Annotated in this window: 17 protein-coding genes; 3 read left to right on the plus strand and 14 right to left on the minus strand. The window is 71.3% G+C overall.

Features of this window, described 5'->3' with window-relative positions:
- Window positions 1–41 precede the first annotated feature (41 nt).
- Window positions 42–779, plus strand: coding sequence for a cytochrome c biogenesis protein CcdA (locus tag PUT80_RS08785; protein WP_037359821.1), 738 nt, complete (start codon window positions 42–44; stop codon window positions 777–779).
- Here PUT80_RS08785 and PUT80_RS08790 read toward each other — a convergent pair.
- From PUT80_RS08790 to PUT80_RS08845, 12 genes are all read right to left on the minus strand, one after another.
- On the minus strand, window positions 706–1,212 hold the full coding sequence (locus PUT80_RS08790) for a hypothetical protein (RefSeq protein ID WP_051165928.1): 507 nt from the start codon (window positions 1,210–1,212) through the stop codon (window positions 706–708). The genes PUT80_RS08785 and PUT80_RS08790 overlap by 74 nt on opposite strands.
- Window positions 1,202–2,788 carry a multicopper oxidase family protein gene (locus tag PUT80_RS08795; protein WP_051165929.1) on the minus strand — a complete coding sequence of 529 codons (1,587 nt, stop codon included), beginning with the start codon at window positions 2,786–2,788 and terminating at the stop codon, window positions 1,202–1,204. Before PUT80_RS08795 ends, PUT80_RS08790 begins: the two co-directional genes overlap by 11 nt.
- Before the next feature lie 152 nt (window positions 2,789–2,940).
- Window positions 2,941–4,776: a VanW family protein gene (locus PUT80_RS08800; protein ID WP_081655053.1), complete on the minus strand. Its 1,836-nt coding sequence runs from the start codon at window positions 4,774–4,776 to the stop codon at window positions 2,941–2,943.
- A 41-nt stretch (window positions 4,777–4,817) separates the two neighbouring features.
- On the minus strand, window positions 4,818–6,227 hold the full coding sequence (locus PUT80_RS08805) for an NADH-quinone oxidoreductase subunit N (RefSeq protein WP_037359823.1): 1,410 nt from the start codon (window positions 6,225–6,227) through the stop codon (window positions 4,818–4,820).
- Between the two features lie 16 nt (window positions 6,228–6,243).
- On the minus strand, window positions 6,244–7,722 hold the full coding sequence (locus tag PUT80_RS08810; protein ID WP_101437991.1) for an NADH-quinone oxidoreductase subunit M: 1,479 nt from the start codon (window positions 7,720–7,722) through the stop codon (window positions 6,244–6,246).
- A 17-nt stretch (window positions 7,723–7,739) separates the two neighbouring features.
- Window positions 7,740–9,563, minus strand: coding sequence for a proton-conducting transporter membrane subunit (locus PUT80_RS08815; RefSeq protein WP_101437992.1), 1,824 nt, complete (start codon window positions 9,561–9,563; stop codon window positions 7,740–7,742).
- Window positions 9,564–9,567: 4 nt separating this feature from the next.
- Entirely contained in the window at window positions 9,568–9,873 is a 306-nt protein-coding gene (nuoK, locus tag PUT80_RS08820; protein WP_101437993.1) for an NADH-quinone oxidoreductase subunit NuoK, read from the minus strand.
- Window positions 9,870–10,433 (minus strand): NADH-quinone oxidoreductase subunit J, encoded by a 564-nt coding sequence (locus PUT80_RS08825; RefSeq protein WP_101437994.1) that lies wholly within the window; start codon window positions 10,431–10,433, stop codon window positions 9,870–9,872. Before PUT80_RS08825 ends, nuoK begins: the two co-directional genes overlap by 4 nt.
- A 16-nt stretch (window positions 10,434–10,449) precedes the next feature.
- Window positions 10,450–11,376 (minus strand): complex I subunit 1 family protein, encoded by a 927-nt coding sequence (locus tag PUT80_RS08830; protein WP_101437995.1) that lies wholly within the window; start codon window positions 11,374–11,376, stop codon window positions 10,450–10,452.
- Window positions 11,369–12,580: a hypothetical protein gene (locus PUT80_RS08835; RefSeq protein WP_101437996.1), complete on the minus strand. Its 1,212-nt coding sequence runs from the start codon at window positions 12,578–12,580 to the stop codon at window positions 11,369–11,371. The genes PUT80_RS08830 and PUT80_RS08835 overlap by 8 nt, the downstream gene beginning before the upstream one ends.
- Complete coding sequence (locus PUT80_RS08840; RefSeq protein ID WP_220817034.1) at window positions 12,571–12,909, minus strand: NADH-quinone oxidoreductase subunit A; 339 nt, start codon at window positions 12,907–12,909, stop codon at window positions 12,571–12,573. Before PUT80_RS08840 ends, PUT80_RS08835 begins: the two co-directional genes overlap by 10 nt.
- A 471-nt stretch (window positions 12,910–13,380) precedes the next feature.
- Complete coding sequence (locus PUT80_RS08845; RefSeq protein WP_101441100.1) at window positions 13,381–15,315, minus strand: heavy metal translocating P-type ATPase; 1,935 nt, start codon at window positions 15,313–15,315, stop codon at window positions 13,381–13,383.
- Between the two features lie 193 nt (window positions 15,316–15,508).
- Here PUT80_RS08845 and PUT80_RS08850 point away from each other — a divergent pair, with 193 nt between their 5' ends.
- Window positions 15,509–15,871: a metalloregulator ArsR/SmtB family transcription factor gene (locus PUT80_RS08850; RefSeq protein ID WP_101441101.1), complete on the plus strand. Its 363-nt coding sequence runs from the start codon at window positions 15,509–15,511 to the stop codon at window positions 15,869–15,871.
- Between the two features lie 1,049 nt (window positions 15,872–16,920).
- Window positions 16,921–17,778 carry an alpha/beta hydrolase gene (locus PUT80_RS08855; protein ID WP_101437997.1) on the plus strand — a complete coding sequence of 286 codons (858 nt, stop codon included), beginning with the start codon at window positions 16,921–16,923 and terminating at the stop codon, window positions 17,776–17,778.
- 50 nt (window positions 17,779–17,828) lie between these two features.
- Here the strand turns inward: PUT80_RS08855 and PUT80_RS08860 are convergent, their stop codons facing one another.
- Both PUT80_RS08860 and PUT80_RS08865 read right to left on the minus strand, forming a co-directional pair.
- Window positions 17,829–19,007: an aminotransferase class V-fold PLP-dependent enzyme gene (locus tag PUT80_RS08860; RefSeq protein WP_101437998.1), complete on the minus strand. Its 1,179-nt coding sequence runs from the start codon at window positions 19,005–19,007 to the stop codon at window positions 17,829–17,831.
- Complete coding sequence (locus tag PUT80_RS08865; RefSeq protein WP_051165932.1) at window positions 19,004–19,813, minus strand: amino acid ABC transporter ATP-binding protein; 810 nt, start codon at window positions 19,811–19,813, stop codon at window positions 19,004–19,006. Before PUT80_RS08865 ends, PUT80_RS08860 begins: the two co-directional genes overlap by 4 nt.

The following is a 19,813-nucleotide window of genomic DNA, read 5'->3' on the forward strand; positions in this document are numbered from 1 at the left end:
CTGAGACCAGGTCCCGGCCCCCGACGGCAGGTTTTTCGCTCGTGGATCTGTATGCCTCGCTGTCCCTGGCGATCGCCGCCGGGGTCATTTCGTTCACTTCGCCGTGCGCGCTGCCGCTGCTGCCGGGCTACGTGTCCTACGTCTCCGGGCTCGGCCGCGCCCCGGAGGGGAACCCGACGGCGATGCGCGCCAAGCCGCGGGTGGGCCTGGCGTCCGCGTTGTTCATCGCAGGGTTCACGATCGTGTTCGTCGCGCTCGGCGTCACGGCGTCGGCGTTCGGGCTGCTTTTGGCGCAGCATCGGCAAATTCTGACGATTGCGGGCGGTGTGCTCGTCATCGGCATGGGGCTGGCGTCGCTCGGAGTCGTCCGGATTCCGTTGCTGCAGCGGGAAGCCCGGTTCGACCTGCACCGCGTGCGCAGCGGCCCCGCGGGCGCGGTGGTGCTCGGCGCGGCGTTCGGGCTCGGCTGGACGCCGTGTGTCGGGCCGGTGCTGGCCTCGATCCTCGCGACCGCCGCCAGCAGTGCCACCCTGGGCACCGGCGCGCTGCTGCTGGCGGCCTACTCGCTCGGGCTGGGCGTGCCGTTCGTGTTGGTCGCGATCGGCGTCGCGCGGGGGCAGCGCAGCCTGGCGTGGCTGCGCGCGCACACGCGGAAAGTCGAGATCGCCGGCGGGGTCCTGCTGATCGCGATGGGCGTCGTGATGCTCACCGGAGGCTGGACGCAGCTGATGGGCCGGATGCTGGCGGCGTTCGCCCGGCTGGGCTGGCCTCCGTTGTGATCTCCGGCGGGCACGTATCCGCGGTGCACGCCCGTCGCCGCCACCGCAGCACGACCGCGGCGGCCAATGCGGCCAGCGAGAACGCCGCGAGCAGGGGCTGAACGGGCGCCCAGATGCCGAGCGCGCCGGAGATGCCGAGCAATCCGACCACGATCTTGTTGCACACGGGGCAGCCGACGGCGAACACCGCCGCGGTGACCGAACCGGCCACGCCGGCGCGTCCGCGCGCATCCGCGCTGGGCCGGGGAATCGCGACCCACAATCCGGTGAGGACCGCGGTCAGGACGAGCACCGGGTACTCCCACCACCGCACCGGCGTCATCCGGGTGAACAGCGGGGTGTCGATCACGTCGGTCGGCACCCCGACGGCGAGTGCGCTCACCGCCGCGGCCGCGGCCGCGAGCGTCCAGCGGCGTCCGTTGTCATTCCACATAGGACACCACGGTCATCATTCCGGCCTCGCCGTGGTAGACGTTGTGGCAGTGGGTCAGCCACTGGCCCGGGTTGTCCGCGTCGAAGTCCACCTCGACGGTGCGCCGGGGCAGGACCAGGACGGTGTCCTTGCGCGGGCCGGCCGCTTTCGGCGTGCGTACCTGGAAAGTGTGGCCGTGCAGGTGCATCGGGTGGTACATGTCCGTTTCGTTCACGAACCGCAGGCGTACCCGCTGTCCCTTGCGGACCGGGAGCCCGTCGTTCGGGTTGTACGGTTTCCCGTTGATCGTCCAGTCGTACTTCGCGCCCGGCCCGGCCAGTTTGAGATCGTGGGTGACGTCGGGGGTCTTGTCCTTCAACGAGACCTGGGGTGCTGCGGAGAAATCGGCCACGGTCAGGACTTTCGCGGTCTTCAGCTGCTCGGCGGCCGCGTCGTTCACCGCGGACGCGGTGCTGCCGCCGGCGTGCACCAGCACCTGGGCGTACCCACCCTTGCCCTCGGCGAGAGCAAGGATCGGGACGCCGCTGGAGGGAACGGTGATCACCGCGTCGACCCGTTCGCCCATGCCCAGCAGCACCGTCGCCGCGTTGCCGGGCGCGCTGGCCGGGAAGCCGTCGGTGTGGGTGATCCGCATCGGAACGCCGGGCACGCCGACGCGGAACGCGGTGTCGCCGGCCGCGTTGATCAGCCGGAGCCGGATCCGCTGCCCGGGTTTGGCCTTGACACTGGTCGGCGCGACCGAGCGGGTGCCGTTGGCCAGGAAGTAGGGGTAGGTCACGTCGCCGGCGTCCCCGCCGAGGGTGGCCGACTGCGGCATGCCGCCCATGCCGGACATCGGCGGCATGCCGGAGCCGCTGCCCATTCCTGGCATGTCCGGCATCGAGGACGACTGCCCGCCGCCCATGACCATGCCGTTCTTCTTGAGGTTGGCGAGCACGGCGTCCGGGTCGGTGCCGGTGCCGTCGATCCAGTCGTCGAGGACGACGACCAGCTCCGTGTCGTAGTCGCGGCCGTCCGCCGGGTCCTCGATGACGAGCGGTCCGTACAGGCCCCGGTCGAGCTGGGTGCCGACGTGCGGGTGGAACCAGAACGTGCCGGCCTCCGGCGCGGCGAACTCGTAGGTGAAGTCCTTCCCGGCCGCGATCGCCGGCTGGGTGAGGTCGGGCACGCCGTCCATGTCGTTGCGCAGCGCCAGTCCGTGCCAGTGGATGGTGGTCGGCTGGGGTAGCCGGTTGTTCACCTTCGCGCGCAGCACCTCGCCTCGTTTGAGGCGGATTTCCTGGCCGGGCAGCTGCCCGAAGCTCCAGGTTGCGACCTTGGCCTGCCCGAGGTCGAGTTCGCCTGCCTGTGCGGTCAGCTCGACCTGGCGCACCGGCGCGTTCGCGGCGCGCCGGGCCGCCTCGGCGCGCCCGACCAGCGGCGAGGACGGGCCGATCTTGGCCGGTGCCGCGGCAGATCCGCCGGACGAGCAGGCGGCCAGCCCGAAGGCGGCGGTCGCGCCCGCGCCGAGCACGAGGAAGCCGCGCCGGTTCAGCTGGCGGTTCGGGGCGGTCGGCGAAGGGTCGGCAGGCGTCATGGGGTCCCGATTCCGTTGTCGTTGCGTGGCGAGCGCGTCCGTGAGGGGAACCCTCACGGACTCTGAGTCCCGCGGGGTTCCCTTCACGCCCGCGCCGCGTCCTCCCGGAGCGGGTCCGGGCCTACTAGATTCGATAGTACATATCGGGCGGGTCAGCCGCTTCCGGCGCAGACGACGGTGGGCTCGGGGTTGTAGCGCACGTTGCGGGTGTGCCGGCTGAGCTCCTTGCCGCCGAGGTCGCGGATGACGCGGGTGTCGGAGGCGGTGAAGCCGGGCTTGCCCTGGACCGGTTTGCACGAGGCGTCGGATTTCGTGACGGTGGGCGGGTTCACGAAGTCGTGTTTCGGGCCGGGGACCGATTCGACGTTCACGTGTTTGGTGCCCCACAGCTTGACGGTGATCGAGGAGTTCGTCCAGATCGTCTGGATCGCCACGCCGGTGGCGGAGTCGTTGGCGAACTTCAGGTCGATCACGCTGCTGCCGTCCGGGTTCTGGAACACCGTCGCCTCGCGCGCCGCGGGGTAGCGGCTGATGTAGAAGCTGTGTTCCTTGTGCCCGGCGTCGGTCATGCCGGCGAAGTACGCCGCGTTGTAGGTCGTGGTGGCGAATTGCGAGATGCCGCCGCCGACTTCGCGGGCGGGCACGCCTTCTTCGATCACGCCGGCTTCGACGTAGCCCTGCGGTGTGCCGCGCGGGCCGGTGTAGCCGTTGAGACTGAAGGTTTCGCCGGGCTTGACGATCGCGCCGTTCACCTTCTGGGCGACGACGCGGATGTTCACGCCGGAATCTTGCGCGAACCCGGTGGTCGTGAACTCTCCGATGACTTCCTTGATGCCGAGGCTCTTGACCGCGCCGCTGGTGACCTTCGCCGGTACGTCGGTGTATTTCGCTTGCACCGCCCGGTCTCCCGGGCCGGTGATCGCCTTCAGGAGGCCGGCCAGGGTCTGGTCCCAGTCGATCTGCCGCCCGTCGGTCGACGGCGTGACGACGGGAGAGCCGCTGGAGAAGTCCATCCGGGCGTCCTGGCCCTGCTTCTCGGTGGCTGCCAGTTTGTCGGCGACCGCGCCGAGTTTGTCCTTGTCGAGGCTGGGCACCAGATTTCCGTTGTCGCCGGCCCGGAACCGCAGGGCCGCCGCGATGCGCGCCGGGGTCACGGCGGCGTCGCGGCCGTCGCCTCGCACGGTCGCGGGAGCCGACACCGCGGGTTTGGCGATCTCGTCGACCGCTCGCCGGACTTCGTCGGCCGGGACCTTGGGCTGGAGCGTCCGGATCGGCAGCTTGACGTCCGCGGCGTTCGCCCACTCCGTCACGAGCGCCTGGCGGGCCGCCGTTTCGTCCAGTTCCTGCCCGGCTTCGGGCTGTACGGGCACCGGGGCGACGCCGTCGAAACGCACGTCGCCTTCCGTCATCGGGCGGTCGACGGCCGGGCGGAGGCCGGCGATGACGGCGTTGAGCGCCTGGTCGTCGCCGCTGGACATCACGCGGAATTCGCGGCCCCCGAACAGTGAGCCGAGAAGACCCCACGGGGTCGGGGACTGGGTTCCCGCCTGCGCCACCGTCGCGGCGTAGTCGACCTGGATCTTCGCGGACGCCGGCACGAACCGGGCCGTGCGGTCGCCCGCGCTGACCTGGACGGGCTGGGCAAGGCGCGGTGTCAGCGCCGCGGTCAGCTTGGCCTGGGCCTCTGCCGGGGACAGCCCGCCGACCGCCACGCCGGCGACGGTGGTGCCGCCGGGCACCTCGCCGATCGTCGCGATCGCGCCGATCACGTACGCCACGGCCAGTGCTCCCGCCGCGGCGGCGAGCGCGATGGTCAGCGGGCGCCGCCACCACGGGCGCGCGGCGCCGCTCCCGCCGCCGGGGTCCTGGTCGTCCGGATCCGTCGACGGCCAGCTCGCGTTGTCGGTCGCTGGATGCAAGAAAACCCCCGGGTAGCCGTGGTTTTGCCGCGTGCGGCGGTGCAGGGAGCCCAGGCTACTATCGTCCATAGTTGCCCGGTCGGGCGGGCCAGCGGCGGGGGATCCGGTCCTCACATCGACGCCAGGTCCCCGCGCAGGGCGGCGAGCGCGAGCCCGGCGAGGGGGCCGAGCACGAGGGATCCGGCCGCGGTGACGTACGCGGTCGCGGCCGCCCAGCCGCCGGGAACGGCCGGGTCCGGCTCGTCGCTCCGGCGGACGGCGGGGGTGATCCAGCGCAGGTAGTAGAACAGGCTCGCCACGGTGTTGACGGCTGCGACGACGACCAGCCAGGCGTAGCCGCCGTCGAGCGCCGCGGCGAAGATCGTCAGCTTGCCGGTGAAGACCGCGGTGGGCGGAGTGCCGACCAGCCCGAGCAGGCACACCACCAGGCTGACGGCGAGCCAGGGCTGGTGCCGCAGGAGCCCGCGATACTCGTCGATCGTCCGCCGCCCCGGCAGCGCGCAAACGACCGCGAAGGCGCCGAGGTTGGTGACCGCGTAAGCGCCGAGGTAGAGCAGCATGCTCGGCAGGGCCAGCTCGTTGCGTCCGGCCACGGCGACGGCCATCAGGAGGTAGCCGACCTGGCTGATGGTGGAGTAGCCGAGCAGGCGGCGGACGTCGCGCTGGAAGAACGCGGCGAGGTTGCCAAGCGTCATGGTGGCGGCGGCGACGATGGCGATCAGCAGGGCCCAGTCGAGGTGCGAGCCGGTCATCGCGGCGGCCAGGCGGTACGCCGCGACGACGCCGCCGATTTTGGGGACGGTGGTGAGGAACGCGGCGGCGGGCGGGCGGGTGCCTTCGGTGACATCGGGGATCCAGAAGTGCGCCGGGACCGCGCCCATCTTGAACAGCAGCCCGGCGAGCACGCCGACGAAGCCGACGGCGACGGCGGCCGCCGGGGCAGTGCCGAGCGCCTTCTGCAAGTCGGCGTAGGCGCTAGAGCCGCCGACTCCGAACAAGACGGTGGCTCCGGCCAGCATGATGATCCCGAGCAGCGCGCCGAGCAGGTAGAACTTGAGCGCTCCCTCGGTGCCGGCGTCGTCTTTGGCGAACCCGGCGACCGCGTACAGCGGGATGCTCGCGAGCAGGTACGCGGCGACCAGGAGCAACAGATCGTTCGCGCCGGTGAGGACGATCGTGCCCAGCGCCGCGAGCAGGATCAGGACGTACCACTCGCTCTCGCGCGGCGCGGACCGGAACTCTCGCGCGCTCACGCCGAGGGTGAGCAGCACGGCGACCAGGACGATGACGCGTCCGGCGTTGGTGCCGACGTCGATCGCGTAGCTGCCGCCGAAGACCGTGCGGACCGGATCGCCCCAAACCGCCACGGTCGCGGCCAGCCCGGCCGCGCAGGCGAGCGCGGCGAGGAGGCGGACCGGCCATTGCCGCCGGCGCGGCAGGTAGGAGCCCAGCAACAGCCCCGCGACCGAGGCGACCGCGAGGATGATCTCCGGCAGCAGCGCGAGCGGGTCTTCGTTCATCGTCTCCACGGCGCGGTCACCGGGCCAGGAGGTTCAGGACCGACCGCGACGCGGGTTCGATCAGGTCGAGCAGGAACCGCGGGAAGACCCCGATCACGACGGCGAGCACCAGCAGCGGCGCGATCGAGACGCCCTCGGCGACGGTGAGGTCCGCGGCCGGCGTGCCGGGCTTGCCGAGGAACACTTTCTGGAACGCGCGCAGGAACAGCGCGGCGGTCACCAGGATGCCGAGGAACGCCAGCACGGTCGCGACCGGGGCGGCGCCGAGGGAACCGGTGAAGATCTGGAACTCCGCGATGAAGCCGGAGAAACCCGGCAGTCCCAGGGAAGCGAAGGCGGCCGCGGCAGTCAGGCCCGCGAACCGGGGTGCGCTCGCGGCCAGCCCGCCGAACCGGTCGAGGTCGTAGGTGCCGCCGCGTTCGTAGAGGACTCCGGCGAGGAGGAACAGCGCGCCGGTGATCAGGCCGTGGCTCACCATCTGCGTGACCGCGCCGGTCACGGCCAGCTCGCGGGCTTCGCTCGCCGAGCCCGCGGCCATCCCGGCCGCGCCGATCGCCAGGATGATGTATCCCATGTGGTTGACCGAGGTGTAGGCGATCATCCGCTTGAAGTCCCGCTGGCCCAGCGCGACCAACGCTCCATAAAGGACACTCACCACCCCGGCCACGACGAACACGACCGCGTAGCGGCGCCACGTGCCGGGCAGGATCGGCATGGCGATCCGGATGAAGCCGTAGGTCCCCATCTTCAGCAGCACCCCGGCCAGGATCGCCGAACCGGCGGCAGGCGCTTCGGTGTGCGCGGGCGGAAGCCAGGTGTGGAACGGCACGGTCGGGGTCTTGATCGCGAACCCGACGCCGAGCGCCAGCAGCACCAGGCCCGCGGCCCAGCCGCCGCCGGCCAGCGGGTTCTGGCGGGTCAGTTCGACGATGTCGAAGGTGTGCGGCGCGGCCGTGACATAGAGCGCGATGAAACCGACGAGCAGCGCGAGCGACCCGAGGAAGGTGTAGAGGAAGAACTTGAGCGCGGCCCGCGCGGCGTCGCGATGGCCCCAGCCGGCGATCACGAAGTACATGCCCACAATGGACAGATCGAAGAAAACGAAGAACAGGATCAGGTCGAGCGCCACGAACAGCCCGAGGCTCACCGTCTCCAGGAACAGGAACAACGCGGCGAACGACCGTACTTGCTTCTCTTGCCGCAGCGAATAAATCGCGCAGGCGAGGAAAAGCCCGGCGGTCAAGACCACGAGCGGCAGGCTGAGGCCGTCCACCCCGAGGTGGTAGCCCGAGCTGATGCTGGGAATCCACCGCAGGTTCACTTCGTAGGCATAGCCGTCGCCGGCGGGACGAGCCGCCCACAGGACAATCGTCAGCAGGAAATCGGCCGCCGCGACGGCGAGCCACCACCAGCGCACGAACCGGTCGCCGGCGCGCGGGATCGCGAACGGGACCACCGCGGCCGCCAAGGGCAGGAACACCACGACGCTGAGCACGCGTCACCTCACGTTCGTCACAGGAAGATCACCAGAATGGCCAGGACGCCCAGAGCGATCGCGGCTTGGGCGTAGTAGTGGTGCAGCTGCCCGGTCTGCGGCCGGCGCGCGAGCCGCCCGAGCGCTTGCGCGCCGCCGGACACGCCGCGGACGACGGCCTCGATCGACACCTCGACGCGCAGATCGGCCAGCCGGGCCAGCGCCGCGCCGGTCGCCGCGGCCGCGCGCACGCCGCCGTCCACGACCCGGTCGTCGAAGCGGGCGAGACTACGCGCCAGCCAGTCGGCCGGCACGACGAAAGCCCGGTGCGCCAAGCGTTCCAGCCGCAACCAGTCGGCCAGCGCTCCGTTCTCGGGCAGCGTTCGGGCACGGGTCCAGGCCGCGGCCCCCGCGACACCGGCGACGGCGATGACGCCGGACGCGGCCAGCTGCGCCCAGCCCGGTTCGACGGGCTCCGCGGCGCCGAGGAGTTCGGCGAACCGCCGCGACAGGCCGGGCACACCGCCGATCCCGAGCAGCGCGGCGGCGGCCGCGAGGACGGGCAACGGCGCGAGCAGCAGCGCGGGCAGGCGATCGCCCGGCGCGGTGCCGGCGGGAGCCCAGAGGATGGTCAGGATCCGTCCGACGTAGGCGCCGCTGACCAGTGCGGCGGCAAGGCCGGCGACGTACAGCGCCGGGGAGTGCGCGAGCGCGGACGCGAGCACCGCGTCCTTGGTCACCCAGATCGACAGCGGCGGCACCCCGGCCAGCGTCAGCGCGCCGATGCTGAAAACCGCGCCCAGCAACGGATACCGCCGTGCCGCGCCGCGCAGCCGATGCAGATCCTTCGTCCCCAGCCCGAAGAGCCAGGCCCCGGCGCCGAGGAACAGCAGGCTCTTCGTCGCCGCGTGCGCGACCAGCTGGCCGGTCCCGGCTGCCTGGCCCCCGGCTCCGGCGGCGAGCACCATGAACCCGATCTGCGAACACGTCGAGGCCGCCAGCACCTGCTTGAGGTCCCGTTGCACCACCGCCACCACGCCGAGGACGAGCGCCGTCACCACCCCGGCCCAGGCCGCCGTGTCCGCGGCCCAGCCCGTCGCCCCCAGCAACGGCTCGACCCGGATCAGCAGGTACGCCCCGGCGGCGACCATCGTGGCCGAGTGCAGCAGTGCCGAGACCGGGCTCGGGCCGTCCATCGCGCGGGAAAGCCAGAAGCTGAACGGCAGCTGCGCGGACTTCCCCAGCGCGGCCAGCACCAGTCCGGCCGCGACGGCGTCGCGCCAGCCGCCCGCCGCGCCGGGAAGCCCGGCGAGGGCGAGCCCCGGGACCCCGCCCGCCAGCGCCGCCCCTGCCGCGAGATACAGGCCGAGATCGCCCGACCTCGTGGCGAGGAACGCGATCGCCCCGGATTCCACCCGGCGGTTCTCCTGCCACCAGAAGCCGATCAGGGCGTACGAACAGGCCCCCATGACCTCCCAGGCCATCAACAGGACGACGAGGTCGCGCGCGGTGACGGTGACCAGCATGGCCCCGGCGAACACCAGCATCAGCCCGTGAAAACGCGCCCGTGATTCCTCGGCGCCGAACTCGCCGGCCGCGAACACCAGCACCGCCGCCAGAACCGCGGCGACAGTGATCACCATGACCGCGGACAGCCCGTCCACCGCCAGCCCGATCGGCAGGTTCGCGAGCAGCGGAACGGTCACGGCGGGCCGGGCGACCGCGGCGGCGACCGCCAGCGCGAGCGTCGCCACGGCGATGCCCATGCCGACCGCGGGCGCGATCCGGTCGCCGCTGCGGCGCGAAAGCAGCAGCACCGCACCGGCGACGAGGGGAAGACCGATCAACAGCCACAGCGTCATCGGATCAGCCCTTGAGGTCGGCGGCGGAGTCGGTCAGGTCGACGTCACGACGCCGGAAGATCGCCGTGACGACGGCGAAGCCGACCGCCATGTCCACCGCCATCAGCGTCACCGCGACGAGCACGACGACCTGGCCGTCGGGCCGATCGGGGGAGACGAAGTACCAGAAGGCGGCTCCGGCGACGATCACCGCGTTCGCCATCAGCTCCAGGCCCATCATGATCATCACGATGGACTGCTGCGACAACGCGCCGTACAGGCCGACGCTGAACAACGCCGCGGCCAGCAAGAGAAAAGCCTGCAGGGTCACCGGTTCAGCCCTCCCCGCACCGGATCGTCCGGACGTTTCGCGTCCAGACGGTCGCCGTAGCGGTCGTACCGGCCGCGGTGGGTCGCCAGGACGACGGTGGCGACCATCGTGGCGAACAGGCACAGCCCGAGCACCATCATGACGAGCATCTTCGACCCCATCAGCGCCTCGCCCAGCGCCCGTGTCGGGTCGGCCGGGCGCGGCCGGGCGGATGCCGGCCACGGAACCAGGAAAATCCCGGCGGCCAGCGCGGCGAACACCGCGCCGGAGATCGCGAGCGAGCCCTTCTGGTTGTGCACCATCGTCATCGGCATCAACCCGGCCGGGTTCATCATGTACATGATCATGAAGACGACCATCACGACCATCTCCATGATCATCATCAGCACGACCAGGATCCCGAGGTAGGCCAGGTTCAGCAGCAGGAGCGTGCCCGCCGCGAAGACGAACGACGCCAGCAGAGCGAAGGTCGCCCGCGCCATCGAGTCGACCCGGAACACCGCGACTCCCGTCGCGACCGCCGCGACGGCGCAGGCCCAGAACGCGACTTGTGTCCACATGCGACTGCTCCCTTCCTCAGCGAACGAGCACAACGACAGCGACGACCAGCGCCTGCACCAGCGTCACCGGGATCAGCACGACCCAGGCGATCTCCTGGTAGCGCTCCATCCGCACGGTCGGCAGCCGGCGTTTCAGCCACACCAGCACGGCCAGCACCGCGAGGGTCTTGACCACCGACCACAACCACGGCGGCAGCAGCGGCCCGGCGCCGCCGCCGAGGAACAGCGGCACCGCGAACGCCGCCCCGGACACCAGCAGCAGCCAGCGTCCGCCGAGGAACACCAGACGGTCCACTCCGGACAGTTCGGCCGCCGCTCCGCCGGACGCGTCGGAGCCGACCGGGTGATCGAACGGGCCCCAGAACGCCATCGCCGGAACCGACAGCAGGTACCCGGCGAATGCGGCGGGCATCCACACCGCGAACCACAGTGAACTCTGCGCGGCCACCACATCCGGCACCCGCAGCGAACCCGCGCCCAGCGCCGCGGTGATCAACGCGAACATGTGCGGCAGCTCGTAGGCCAGCCCCTGCGCGATGAACCGGTAGCTCCCGACCAGGCCGTACGCCGAGTTGGCGCCCCAGCCGACCAGCCAGACGGCCGCCCAGGCCACCACCTCCATGGCGTTGAACCAGACGATGCCGATCGAGAAGTCCGCGACCGGCCGCTGGCCGAATGGGGTGACCAGCGACGCGAGCACGGCGGCGGCCAGGAGCGCGACCGCTCCGCTCTGTCCTAAGAGGACATCTGCGGCCAGTGTGCGCCGCCGCTGCTGCACCAGGAATCCGGCGAGGTCGCGCAGCGGGAGGGTCAGCGCCTGTCGTGCCGGTGCTCCCGCGGTCCGGGCGGTGAGCACGGCGTCCGTCGACGCGGTCGCCGCGGCGAGGGCCGCCAGCACGAGCGGCAGGAGCAATCCTGCCCACCAGGGCAGTTCGTCACGCATGGGTCACCCGCGTCCGCTCGAGATCGGGATCGAGCCCGGCGACGATCAACCGCGCCGCCGCGAGTTCGGCACCGGCGAGCAGATCGGGCAGCAGAGCGAGAATTTCGTCCGGGTCCTCGACGGTGGCCGGTGCGGTGCCGGTCGCCTCGTCGAGCCAGCGGTACAGGCGATCGGCGGTGTCGCCGGCCAGCGCTCCGCGGTCGAGCCGCCCCAGCCCGGACAACGACCAGCGCAGCGTCCTCGACCGCCGGACGCGGCGGGCCCACCGGGCCAGCTGGCCGCCGACGTCGCGTCCGGCGAGCAGATCGTCGCGCAACCGGCAGGCGGCGACGGCGGCGTCCTCCCAGCCCGCGACGGACAGCAGCCGCGCGCAGCTGTCGAGCCGTCGCGCGGCGATCCGGGTGCTTTCGAGCGGGAGCGTGTCCCAGAACGGCTCCATGCCGTGCGGGTGGCCGCGCACCGCTTCGACTTCGGCCTCTTGGATCACGTCGCCTTGCAGCGTTGTCCGCACCAGCAGCCCGGCCGGCCACGCGGGCAGCACCGGGCCGAGCGGCACGGTGAGCCGGTCGAGTTTCAGGCCGTCGCGGTCGTCGGCGCGGTCCGCCATCGGGATGCCGCCGGGCATGGACATCCCGCCCATGTCGTGTCCGTGGTGCCCGCTGTGCCCCATGTCGTGGGACTGGTGCTCGCTGTGGCCCATGTCGTGGCCTTGGTGCCCGCCATCGTCCGAGTCGTGGGCTTGGTGGCCGTGCTTGCTCATGTCGTGCCCGCCGTGCCCCATGCCGGGCTCAGCGTCGCCGCCGTGGTGCATCTCGTGGCCGTGCATTCCGTGGTTGTCGGCCGGAGGATGCTGACTGCGGGCTGCTTCGTGGCGGTCCAGGTCGGCATCCGGCGGCAGCACCCCGGAGCGGAGCTGCTGTTCCGCCTCGGTCAGCTTGGCGTCCGCCTCGGCGGGATCGGCGATGTCGGCTCGGGACCGGGGTTCCGGGACGACGCGCCACACGGCTTCGAGGAACGGCTCCATCGCCGGATCCTGCGGTCCGGCGACGATCAGCAGGTTCGCTTCGGCCGGGTTCAGCGCGGGACGCCAGCCGCGCCGGCGGACCCGCTGTTCCGCGGCGAGCCGGGCGGCAGTTCCCCCGACCGTGCTGACGAGCAGCGGCCGCACCGAAATCCGTTGGAGCAGCCAGGCGGTCAGGTCCATCGGAACACGCCTTCCCGCCGCGCGTACCAGACTCCGGCGAAGAGCACGGCGAGGAACGCGAACATCTCCACGACCGCCGTGGTCCCGACTTCCTTGACGACCAGCGTCCACGGGTACATGAAGACCATCTCCATGTCGAAGGCGAGGAACACCATGGTGATCGGGTACCAGCGGACGTGGAAACGGGACACCGCGTGCTCGGCCGGGGAACCGCCGGAGAGGAACGGCAGGACGTCCCGTGCGGTCGGCGCGAGCCGGACCAGCCGCGCGAAGGCGTAGCCGCCGGCGGCCAGCAGGACAACCGCGGCAAGGGCCGCGAGCGCACCCAGCACTCCGCCTCCTCGGTCTGCATCGGTCTACTACGGAGCTTAGAGGGCCGGACCGGGACCGGCAGTTCGACGCTCCTATACGGGTACGGGGTAATGCTATAGGGGCGCTCGCGGGCTGTCGATCTGGGATCGGCTTCGGTGCAGAGGGCGGGTTGGAGCGGTGTTTCGTACGGGTGGGCCGTGGCATGGAAACGCCAGGCGGCCGGTGAGCGGGCGACCTCGGCAGGTTTCCTGTGTTCCGGTTCCGGGGCGCGTGATCTGGCGGGGTGGCTCGGACAGACGAGCAGGTGGGGCCGCTCGACTGTCCTCTTCGGACGCTGCGGCCGGCGGGATGTCGTTGGCCTGGAACTGTGGCGATTCGTCGACCTCGCGCGGCGGGCCCGGACGGCTGGTGCCCCGGCCATCTCCGGGAGAACACACCGCGGCGGCCGAAATCCGCTGCTGGCAAGAAAGTCGCGACGATCGGCAGCGTCAGGTTCCGGACGTCGCGGCTTCCCGATCTCCGCCGGCGGCCGGTGCGGACTCGCGGACGGCGCGGCGCCAGGCCGCCGCGCGCAGGAGGCGGAGGCCGTTGAGGCCGACGATGACCGTGGAGCCTTCGTGTCCGGCGACGCCGAGCGGGAGCGGGAGGGTGCCGATCAGGTCCCAGAGGACCAGGGCGGTGATGAAGGTCGCGGCGATGACGAGGTTGGCGGTGACGACGCGGCGGGCTCGGCGCGACAGCGCGATGACGGCGGGGACCGTGGCGAGGTCGTCGCGGATGATCACGGCGTCGGCGGTCTGCAGGGTCAGGTCGGATCCCGCTCCGCCCATCGCGATTCCGGTGTGGGCGGCGGCGAGCGCGGGGGCGTCGTTGATGCCGTCGCCGATCACGGTGACGCGCTGGCCGTCGGCTGCCAGTTCGCGCACGGCGATGACCTTGTCGTCGGGCAGCAGCCCGGCGCGCACGTCGGCGATCCCGACCTGGCCGGCCAGTTTCCGGGCTGTGGCATGGTTGTCTCCGGTCAACAGGACCGGGGCGGCGCCGGTGAGCCGGGTGACTGCCGCGACGGTGCCGGCGGCTTCGGGGCGCAGCTGGTCGGTGATCGCCAGTACCGCGATCGGCTGGTGCTCGCACCGCACGACCACGGCGGTGCTGCCGCGCTGCTGCAGGGCGTCGACCGCGGAGGCGGCGGTGGCGAGGCCGGCCGTGCCGTCTCCCTCCGGCAGGAGGGCGCCAGGCGAGCCGACTTGGATGAACCGGTCCTCTACCCGCGCGGAGACGCCGCGCCCGGGCTGGGCGCTGAATTCGTCGACGGCGGGCAGTTCGAGGCCGCGGGCTCGGGCTGCCCGCACGACAGCGGCGGCGAGCGGGTGCTCGCTGGGGTGCTCGGCCGCTGCGGCCAGCCGCAGGACGTCGTCTTCGGTGAAGCGCGTACCGGGCAGGACGCGGATCTCGGCCAGCTCCGGGACGCCGCGGGTGAGAGTGCCGGTCTTGTCGAAGGCGACGCGGGTGGTCGCGCCGAGCTGCTCCATCACGACGGCGGACTTGGCGAGCACGCCGTGGCGCCCGGCGTTGGCGATCGCGGCCAGCAGCGGCGGCATCGTCGCGAGGACCACCGCGCAGGGCGAGGCGACGATCATGAACGTCATCGCGCGCAACAGCGAGTCCTGCAGCGGGTCGCCCCACAGCAGCGGGAGCACGAACAGGGCGATGGTCGCGGCGACCATGCCGAGCGAGTAGCGCTGCTCGACTTTTTCGATGAACAGCTGGGTTTTCGCCTTGGTCCGGCTGGCCTGCTCGACCAGGGAAGCGATGCGGGCGACGACGGAGTCTTCGGCGCGGCGGTCCACGCGCACCCGCAGCGACCCGGTGCCGTTGAGGGTGCCGGCGAACACCTCGTCGCCGGTCGTCTTGTCCACCGGCAGCGGTTCGCCGGTGATGGTCGCCTGGTCGACTTCGCTGGCCCCGCCCACGACCGCGCCGTCGGCGGCGATGCGCTCGCCGGGCCGCACCAGCACGACGTCGCCGACCTCCAGATCGGCCGCCCGCACCGTGTGCTCGGCGCCGTCGGGGCCGAGGCGGGTCGCGGTTTCGGGCGCGAGGTCGAGCAGGCCGCGGACCGCGTCCTCGGTGCGGGCGGTGGCCAGTGCCTCCAGCGCGCCGGAGGTGGCGAAGATGACGATCAGCAGGCCGCCGTCCATCACCTGCCCGATCGCCGCGGCCCCGATCGCGGCGGCGACCATCAGCAGGTCGACGTCCAGGGTCTTCTCGCGCAGCGCCTGCAGCCCGGCCCATCCGGGTTCCCATCCGCCGGTGATGTAGCAGGCCAGGTACAGCGCCCACCACGCCCACGCCGGACCGCCGGCCAGCTGCACGGCCAGCCCGGCCAGGAACAGCGCCAGCGCGGCCGCGGCCCAGCGCATCTCCGCCAGCGCGAACAGCCGGGTCCGCCGTGCGGGGACAGCCTCGGCAGACGCCGCGACAGCTGAAGCGCCGGCTGCGACGGTGGGCGACGAGACCACGAGGAACCTCCAAGACGAGCGGGCTGACCGGATCACGATAACAGAACACATGAAGATGTCTTCATGCGTTATGGGGTGAGTTATGCTGCACCGCATGGGACACGGGGTGCAGGGGCGCGACCGCCCGGCAGCGCGGCTCGACGCCGAGTCGGCCGCGCACGTCGCCACCACCCTGCAGGCGCTGGCCACCCCGAGCCGGTTGCTGATCCTGACCGAACTGCGGCACGAACCCCGGCCGGTCACCGCGCTCGCGGAGGCGATCGGCATGGAACAGTCCGCGGTGTCGCATCAGTTGCGGCTGCTGCGCAATCTCGGCCTGGTCACCGGCACCCGGACCGGCCGCAGCATTGTCTACAGCCTCTACGACAACCACGTCGCCCAGCTGCTGGACGAAGCCGTCTACCACAGCGAGCACTTGCGTCTCGGGTTGAGCGACGCTCCCCGCACCGCGGGCTGACCGTCCTCGGAACCCGGGGTGGTGCACCGAGTCCGCGGAAGCGCCCTGCCGGAACTCGACGCCGGTCCGCCGGGGCGGAGCCGCTGTGCCCCCGCCGATCGGTTCCGGCCGGCCGCGCGGGGAGGGACTCTGATTCCCCATGCCAGGAACTTGAGGTGAAGCTGTGGGTGCGGTTGAGGCGTGTCTGTCCTAGGTCGCAGAGCTGGCTGGACTCGGTGGCTCGGCAGAGGGAGGGCCAGCGCCCCAATGTGGCATTGGGTGCATGCGACGCACCCAATGTGGCATTGGGTGCGCGGCGGGAACGGTCAGAAGGGCATCAATCGGTCATTCCGGCGGCGTCGGCTTCTCTTGTGGACGGTCAGCAGGCCGTGTCGACGCGGCTTAAGTTCCTGGCATTGACTCTGAGTCCCTCAGGGTTCCCCTCGCGGACCTGCGAAAACAGTCATGCGGGCATCGATAGAGCATTTCGGCGATCCCGACGTCCTTTATGGACGGTCAGCGGGCCGAGGCCACGAAGGTTAAGTCCCTGGCATTGCGTGCCGGCCTGCCGGGAGACCGGCGAGGTCGGCAACGAGGCCGCTGAGCATGACGCCGCACCCGCCTCGCGCCGGGTCACCGCCGCGCTCGCACAGGCGACCCTCGAAACGGCTGCTGCGGCGCCTTGGCCCCGCCGCACTGCCGTCCACATCTCAGGAAGATCGAAAGGACCGGATCCCGCCTCGGGCAAGTTCGTACATCGGCAACCTGCTGCGGCGCTTGCGTCGCCGCGAGCCGAGGCGAAAGGCACATCGCGATGTTCGGTCGCTCGCCCGAGCTGCCGAAGAGTGCGGTCGGTCAGCGGGTACGTTGCCGCGGAAGAGTTTTGCCCCGTCCGGCGGGGTCGGCGATGGGCCGCACCTGATCCTCAGGCGTGCTTTCGGCCGAGATCATCCGGCAATGCGGAGCGCGGCAGAAGGCATCGATCTCGACCGGCGAGCCTGCCGGGCTGTCGACCCGGGATCAACCTTGGGGTGGAGGCGAGCGAGCGTGCTCGTTCGTACGGTTGCGCCATGGCACCGACGCAAGACAGCTTCCCGGCGCGAACCGTGGAGCTGGAAGACGGCAGGCGGCTCGCGTTCGAGGAGCGGGGCAACCGCGACGGATTCCCGGTGTTCCGGTTCCACGGCACGCCCGGGTCGAGGCGGGAACAGTTTCCCGGCGAAGAGGCGACTGCCGGACTCGGCGTCCGGCTGATCACCTTCGACCGGCCTGGCTATGGCCGCTCCGACCCGCGCCCGGGCCGGACGCTGCTCGACGTCGCGTGCGATGCCGCGCGGCTGGCCGATGCTCTCGGCGTAGACGCGTTCGCCGTGACCGGGATGTCCGGCGGTGCACCCTTCGCGCTCGCGACGGCATGGTCCTGTCCGGACCGAGTGACTGCGGTGGCGCTCACGTGCGGGATCGGACCGCTCGACCGGCCGGGCGCGTTCGAGGGGATGCACGCGCCGAACGCGCGCGAATTCTCGTGCGCGGCACAGGAACCGGAGCGATTGGAGAGCCTTCTCTCCGGCGGGAGCCTTGCGGCGGACTTGCCGGCGGACGAGGTGCGGGCATTCGGCGGGATCGACGGGCTCGGCGAAGCCCTGGCACCGGGCTTGGCCGAGGCTGCCCGGCAGGGCTGGGCCGGAGTGATTGCGGACGACCTGGCATTCGTGCGGCCGTGGGGATTCGACCTGGCCGCGATCGCCGTCCCGGTGTCGTTGTGGCACGGCGACCGCGATTCGCTGGTCCCGTTCCACCACGCCGAACATCTCGCGGCTCGGATCCCTGGCGCGGCGCTGCACCGCTGCCGCGGCGAAGGGCACCTCGCGATGTTCGGCCGCCAGGAGGAAGCCCTGGCGAGCCTGCTCCCGCAGCGGATTCGGTGAGGTGGAGGCGCTTCCGCCGCATCGGAGCGACTCCGCGAGGCCGGCCGAGTTCATCCGGCAGCGTGGAGCACGCGGCAGAAGGCGTCGATCTCCTCGACGGTGTTGTAGTAGTGCAGCGAGGCGCGCACGACCTCGGCCAGGCCGCGATGCTCCATGTCCCAGCGAGTCGACGGTGCGCGGGACACGCTCACGTTGATCGAGTGTTGTGCCAGCGCCGTTTTCACCGCGTCGCCGGTCATGGCGTCGACGGTGAAGGAGACGATTCCGCACTGCTCGGCGCCGACGTCGCGCACGCGGACACCCGGCAGTTCGTCCAGTCGGGGGCGAAGGTCGGCGGCAAGCCGGCTGACGCGCTCCCAGATGGCGTCGAGATCCCAGCCGAGCGCGTAGTCGACCGCAGCGCCGAAGCCGATTTTCGCCGCGACGTTGAATTCCCAGGATTCGAACCGGCGTGCGTCCTCGCGCATCTCGTAGCGGTCGCGCGCTACCCACTTGGCGGCGTGCAGGTCCAGCATGGGCGGTGTCAGCTCGGCCAGCCGTTCGCGGCGGACGTAGAGGATCCCGGTCCCGCGCGGCCCGCGCAGGTACTTGCGCCCGGTCAGCGACAGCAGGTCGCAGCCGATCGCGTCGACGTCGAGCGGGATCTGGCCGGCCGACTGGCAGGCGTCGAGCAGGAACAGCACGCCGGCCTCGCGGGCCGCGCGGCCGACTTCCGCCGCCGGGTTGACCAGGCCGCCGTTGGTGGGCACGTGGGTCAGCGAGACCAGCCGGACCCGGTCGTCGAGCATCTCGCGCAGCCGCGGCACCGAAATCTGGCCGGATTCGTCGTTGGGCACTACCGCCACCTCGATGCCGTGGCGCTCGGCGGCCTGCAGGTAGGCGATGAAGTTGCTCGCGTACTCGGCTTCGCTGGTGAGGACGCGGTCGCCGGGCCGGAACGGAATCGCGAAGAACGCCAAGTCCCAGGCCCGGGTGGCGCTGTCGAGGAACGCGATCTCGTCCGGTGCGCAGCCGAGCAGGCGCGCCGCCGACGGGTAGACGCCTTCCAGGGCGTCGTTCGCGGCGGCAGCGGCCTCGTATCCGCCGATGCTCGCTTCGAGATTGAGATGCCCGATGACGCTGTCCAGCACCGGACGCGGCATCAAGGCGGCTCCGGCGTTGTTGAAGTGCACGACCGTCTCGCAGCCGGGCGTTTCCTTGCGTGCGGTGTCGACGTCGAACGGGGTCATACCGCCTCCTCGCCGCGTCGGGGGAGGGGCGCGGCTGCCGTCGCGCCCGTGTGATCCACCAGTCGCAGGAACGAGCGTGCCCGTTCCTGGGTCGGCCGGGTGAAGAAGGCTTCCGGCGCCGCTTCTTCGACGATGACGCCGCCGTCCATGAACACGATGCGGTCGGCGATTTCGCGGGCGAAGTGGGTCTCGTGCGTGACGATCACCATGGTCATGCCTTCTCCGGCCAGCTCCCTGATGACTTCCAGCACCTCGGCGTGCAGTTCGGGGTCCAGTGCCGAGGTGGGTTCGTCGAAGAGCACTGCCCGCGGTTCCATCGCCAGCGCCCGGGCGATGGCGACTCGCTGCTTCTGACCGCCCGAGAGGCGGGATGGGTATTCGTCGCGTTTTCCGGACAGCCCGACCCTGTCCAGCAGCCGCTCGCCGAGGGCGATCGCCTCGGACATCGGCAGCTGACGGACCTGGCGCGGCCCCTCGATGACGTTGCCCAGGGCGGTCATGTGCGGGAACAGGTTGAACTGCTGGAAGACCATGCCGGTTCGCCGGCGGGCTTGCCGCGCCAGCCGCCGTCCGGCGCGGTCGCGCGGCGAACCGCAGTCGAAAGCGCAGTCGCAGACGCGCAGATGCCCGGAATCGGGCTCCTCCAACAGGTTCATGCACCGCACCAGGGTCGTCTTGCCCGATCCGGACGGTCCCATGAGGACCACGACCTCGCCGGCCCGGACGGTCAGGTCCACGCCGCGGAGCACCTCGAGGTCGGCGAAGCGCTTGTGGATGCCGCGAAGTTCGATCATCGGCTGGGTCAT

It is taken from the genome of Amycolatopsis sp. La24 (assembly GCF_029087445.1).
In the GTDB taxonomy this organism is placed as follows: domain Bacteria; phylum Actinomycetota; class Actinomycetes; order Mycobacteriales; family Pseudonocardiaceae; genus Amycolatopsis; species Amycolatopsis nivea.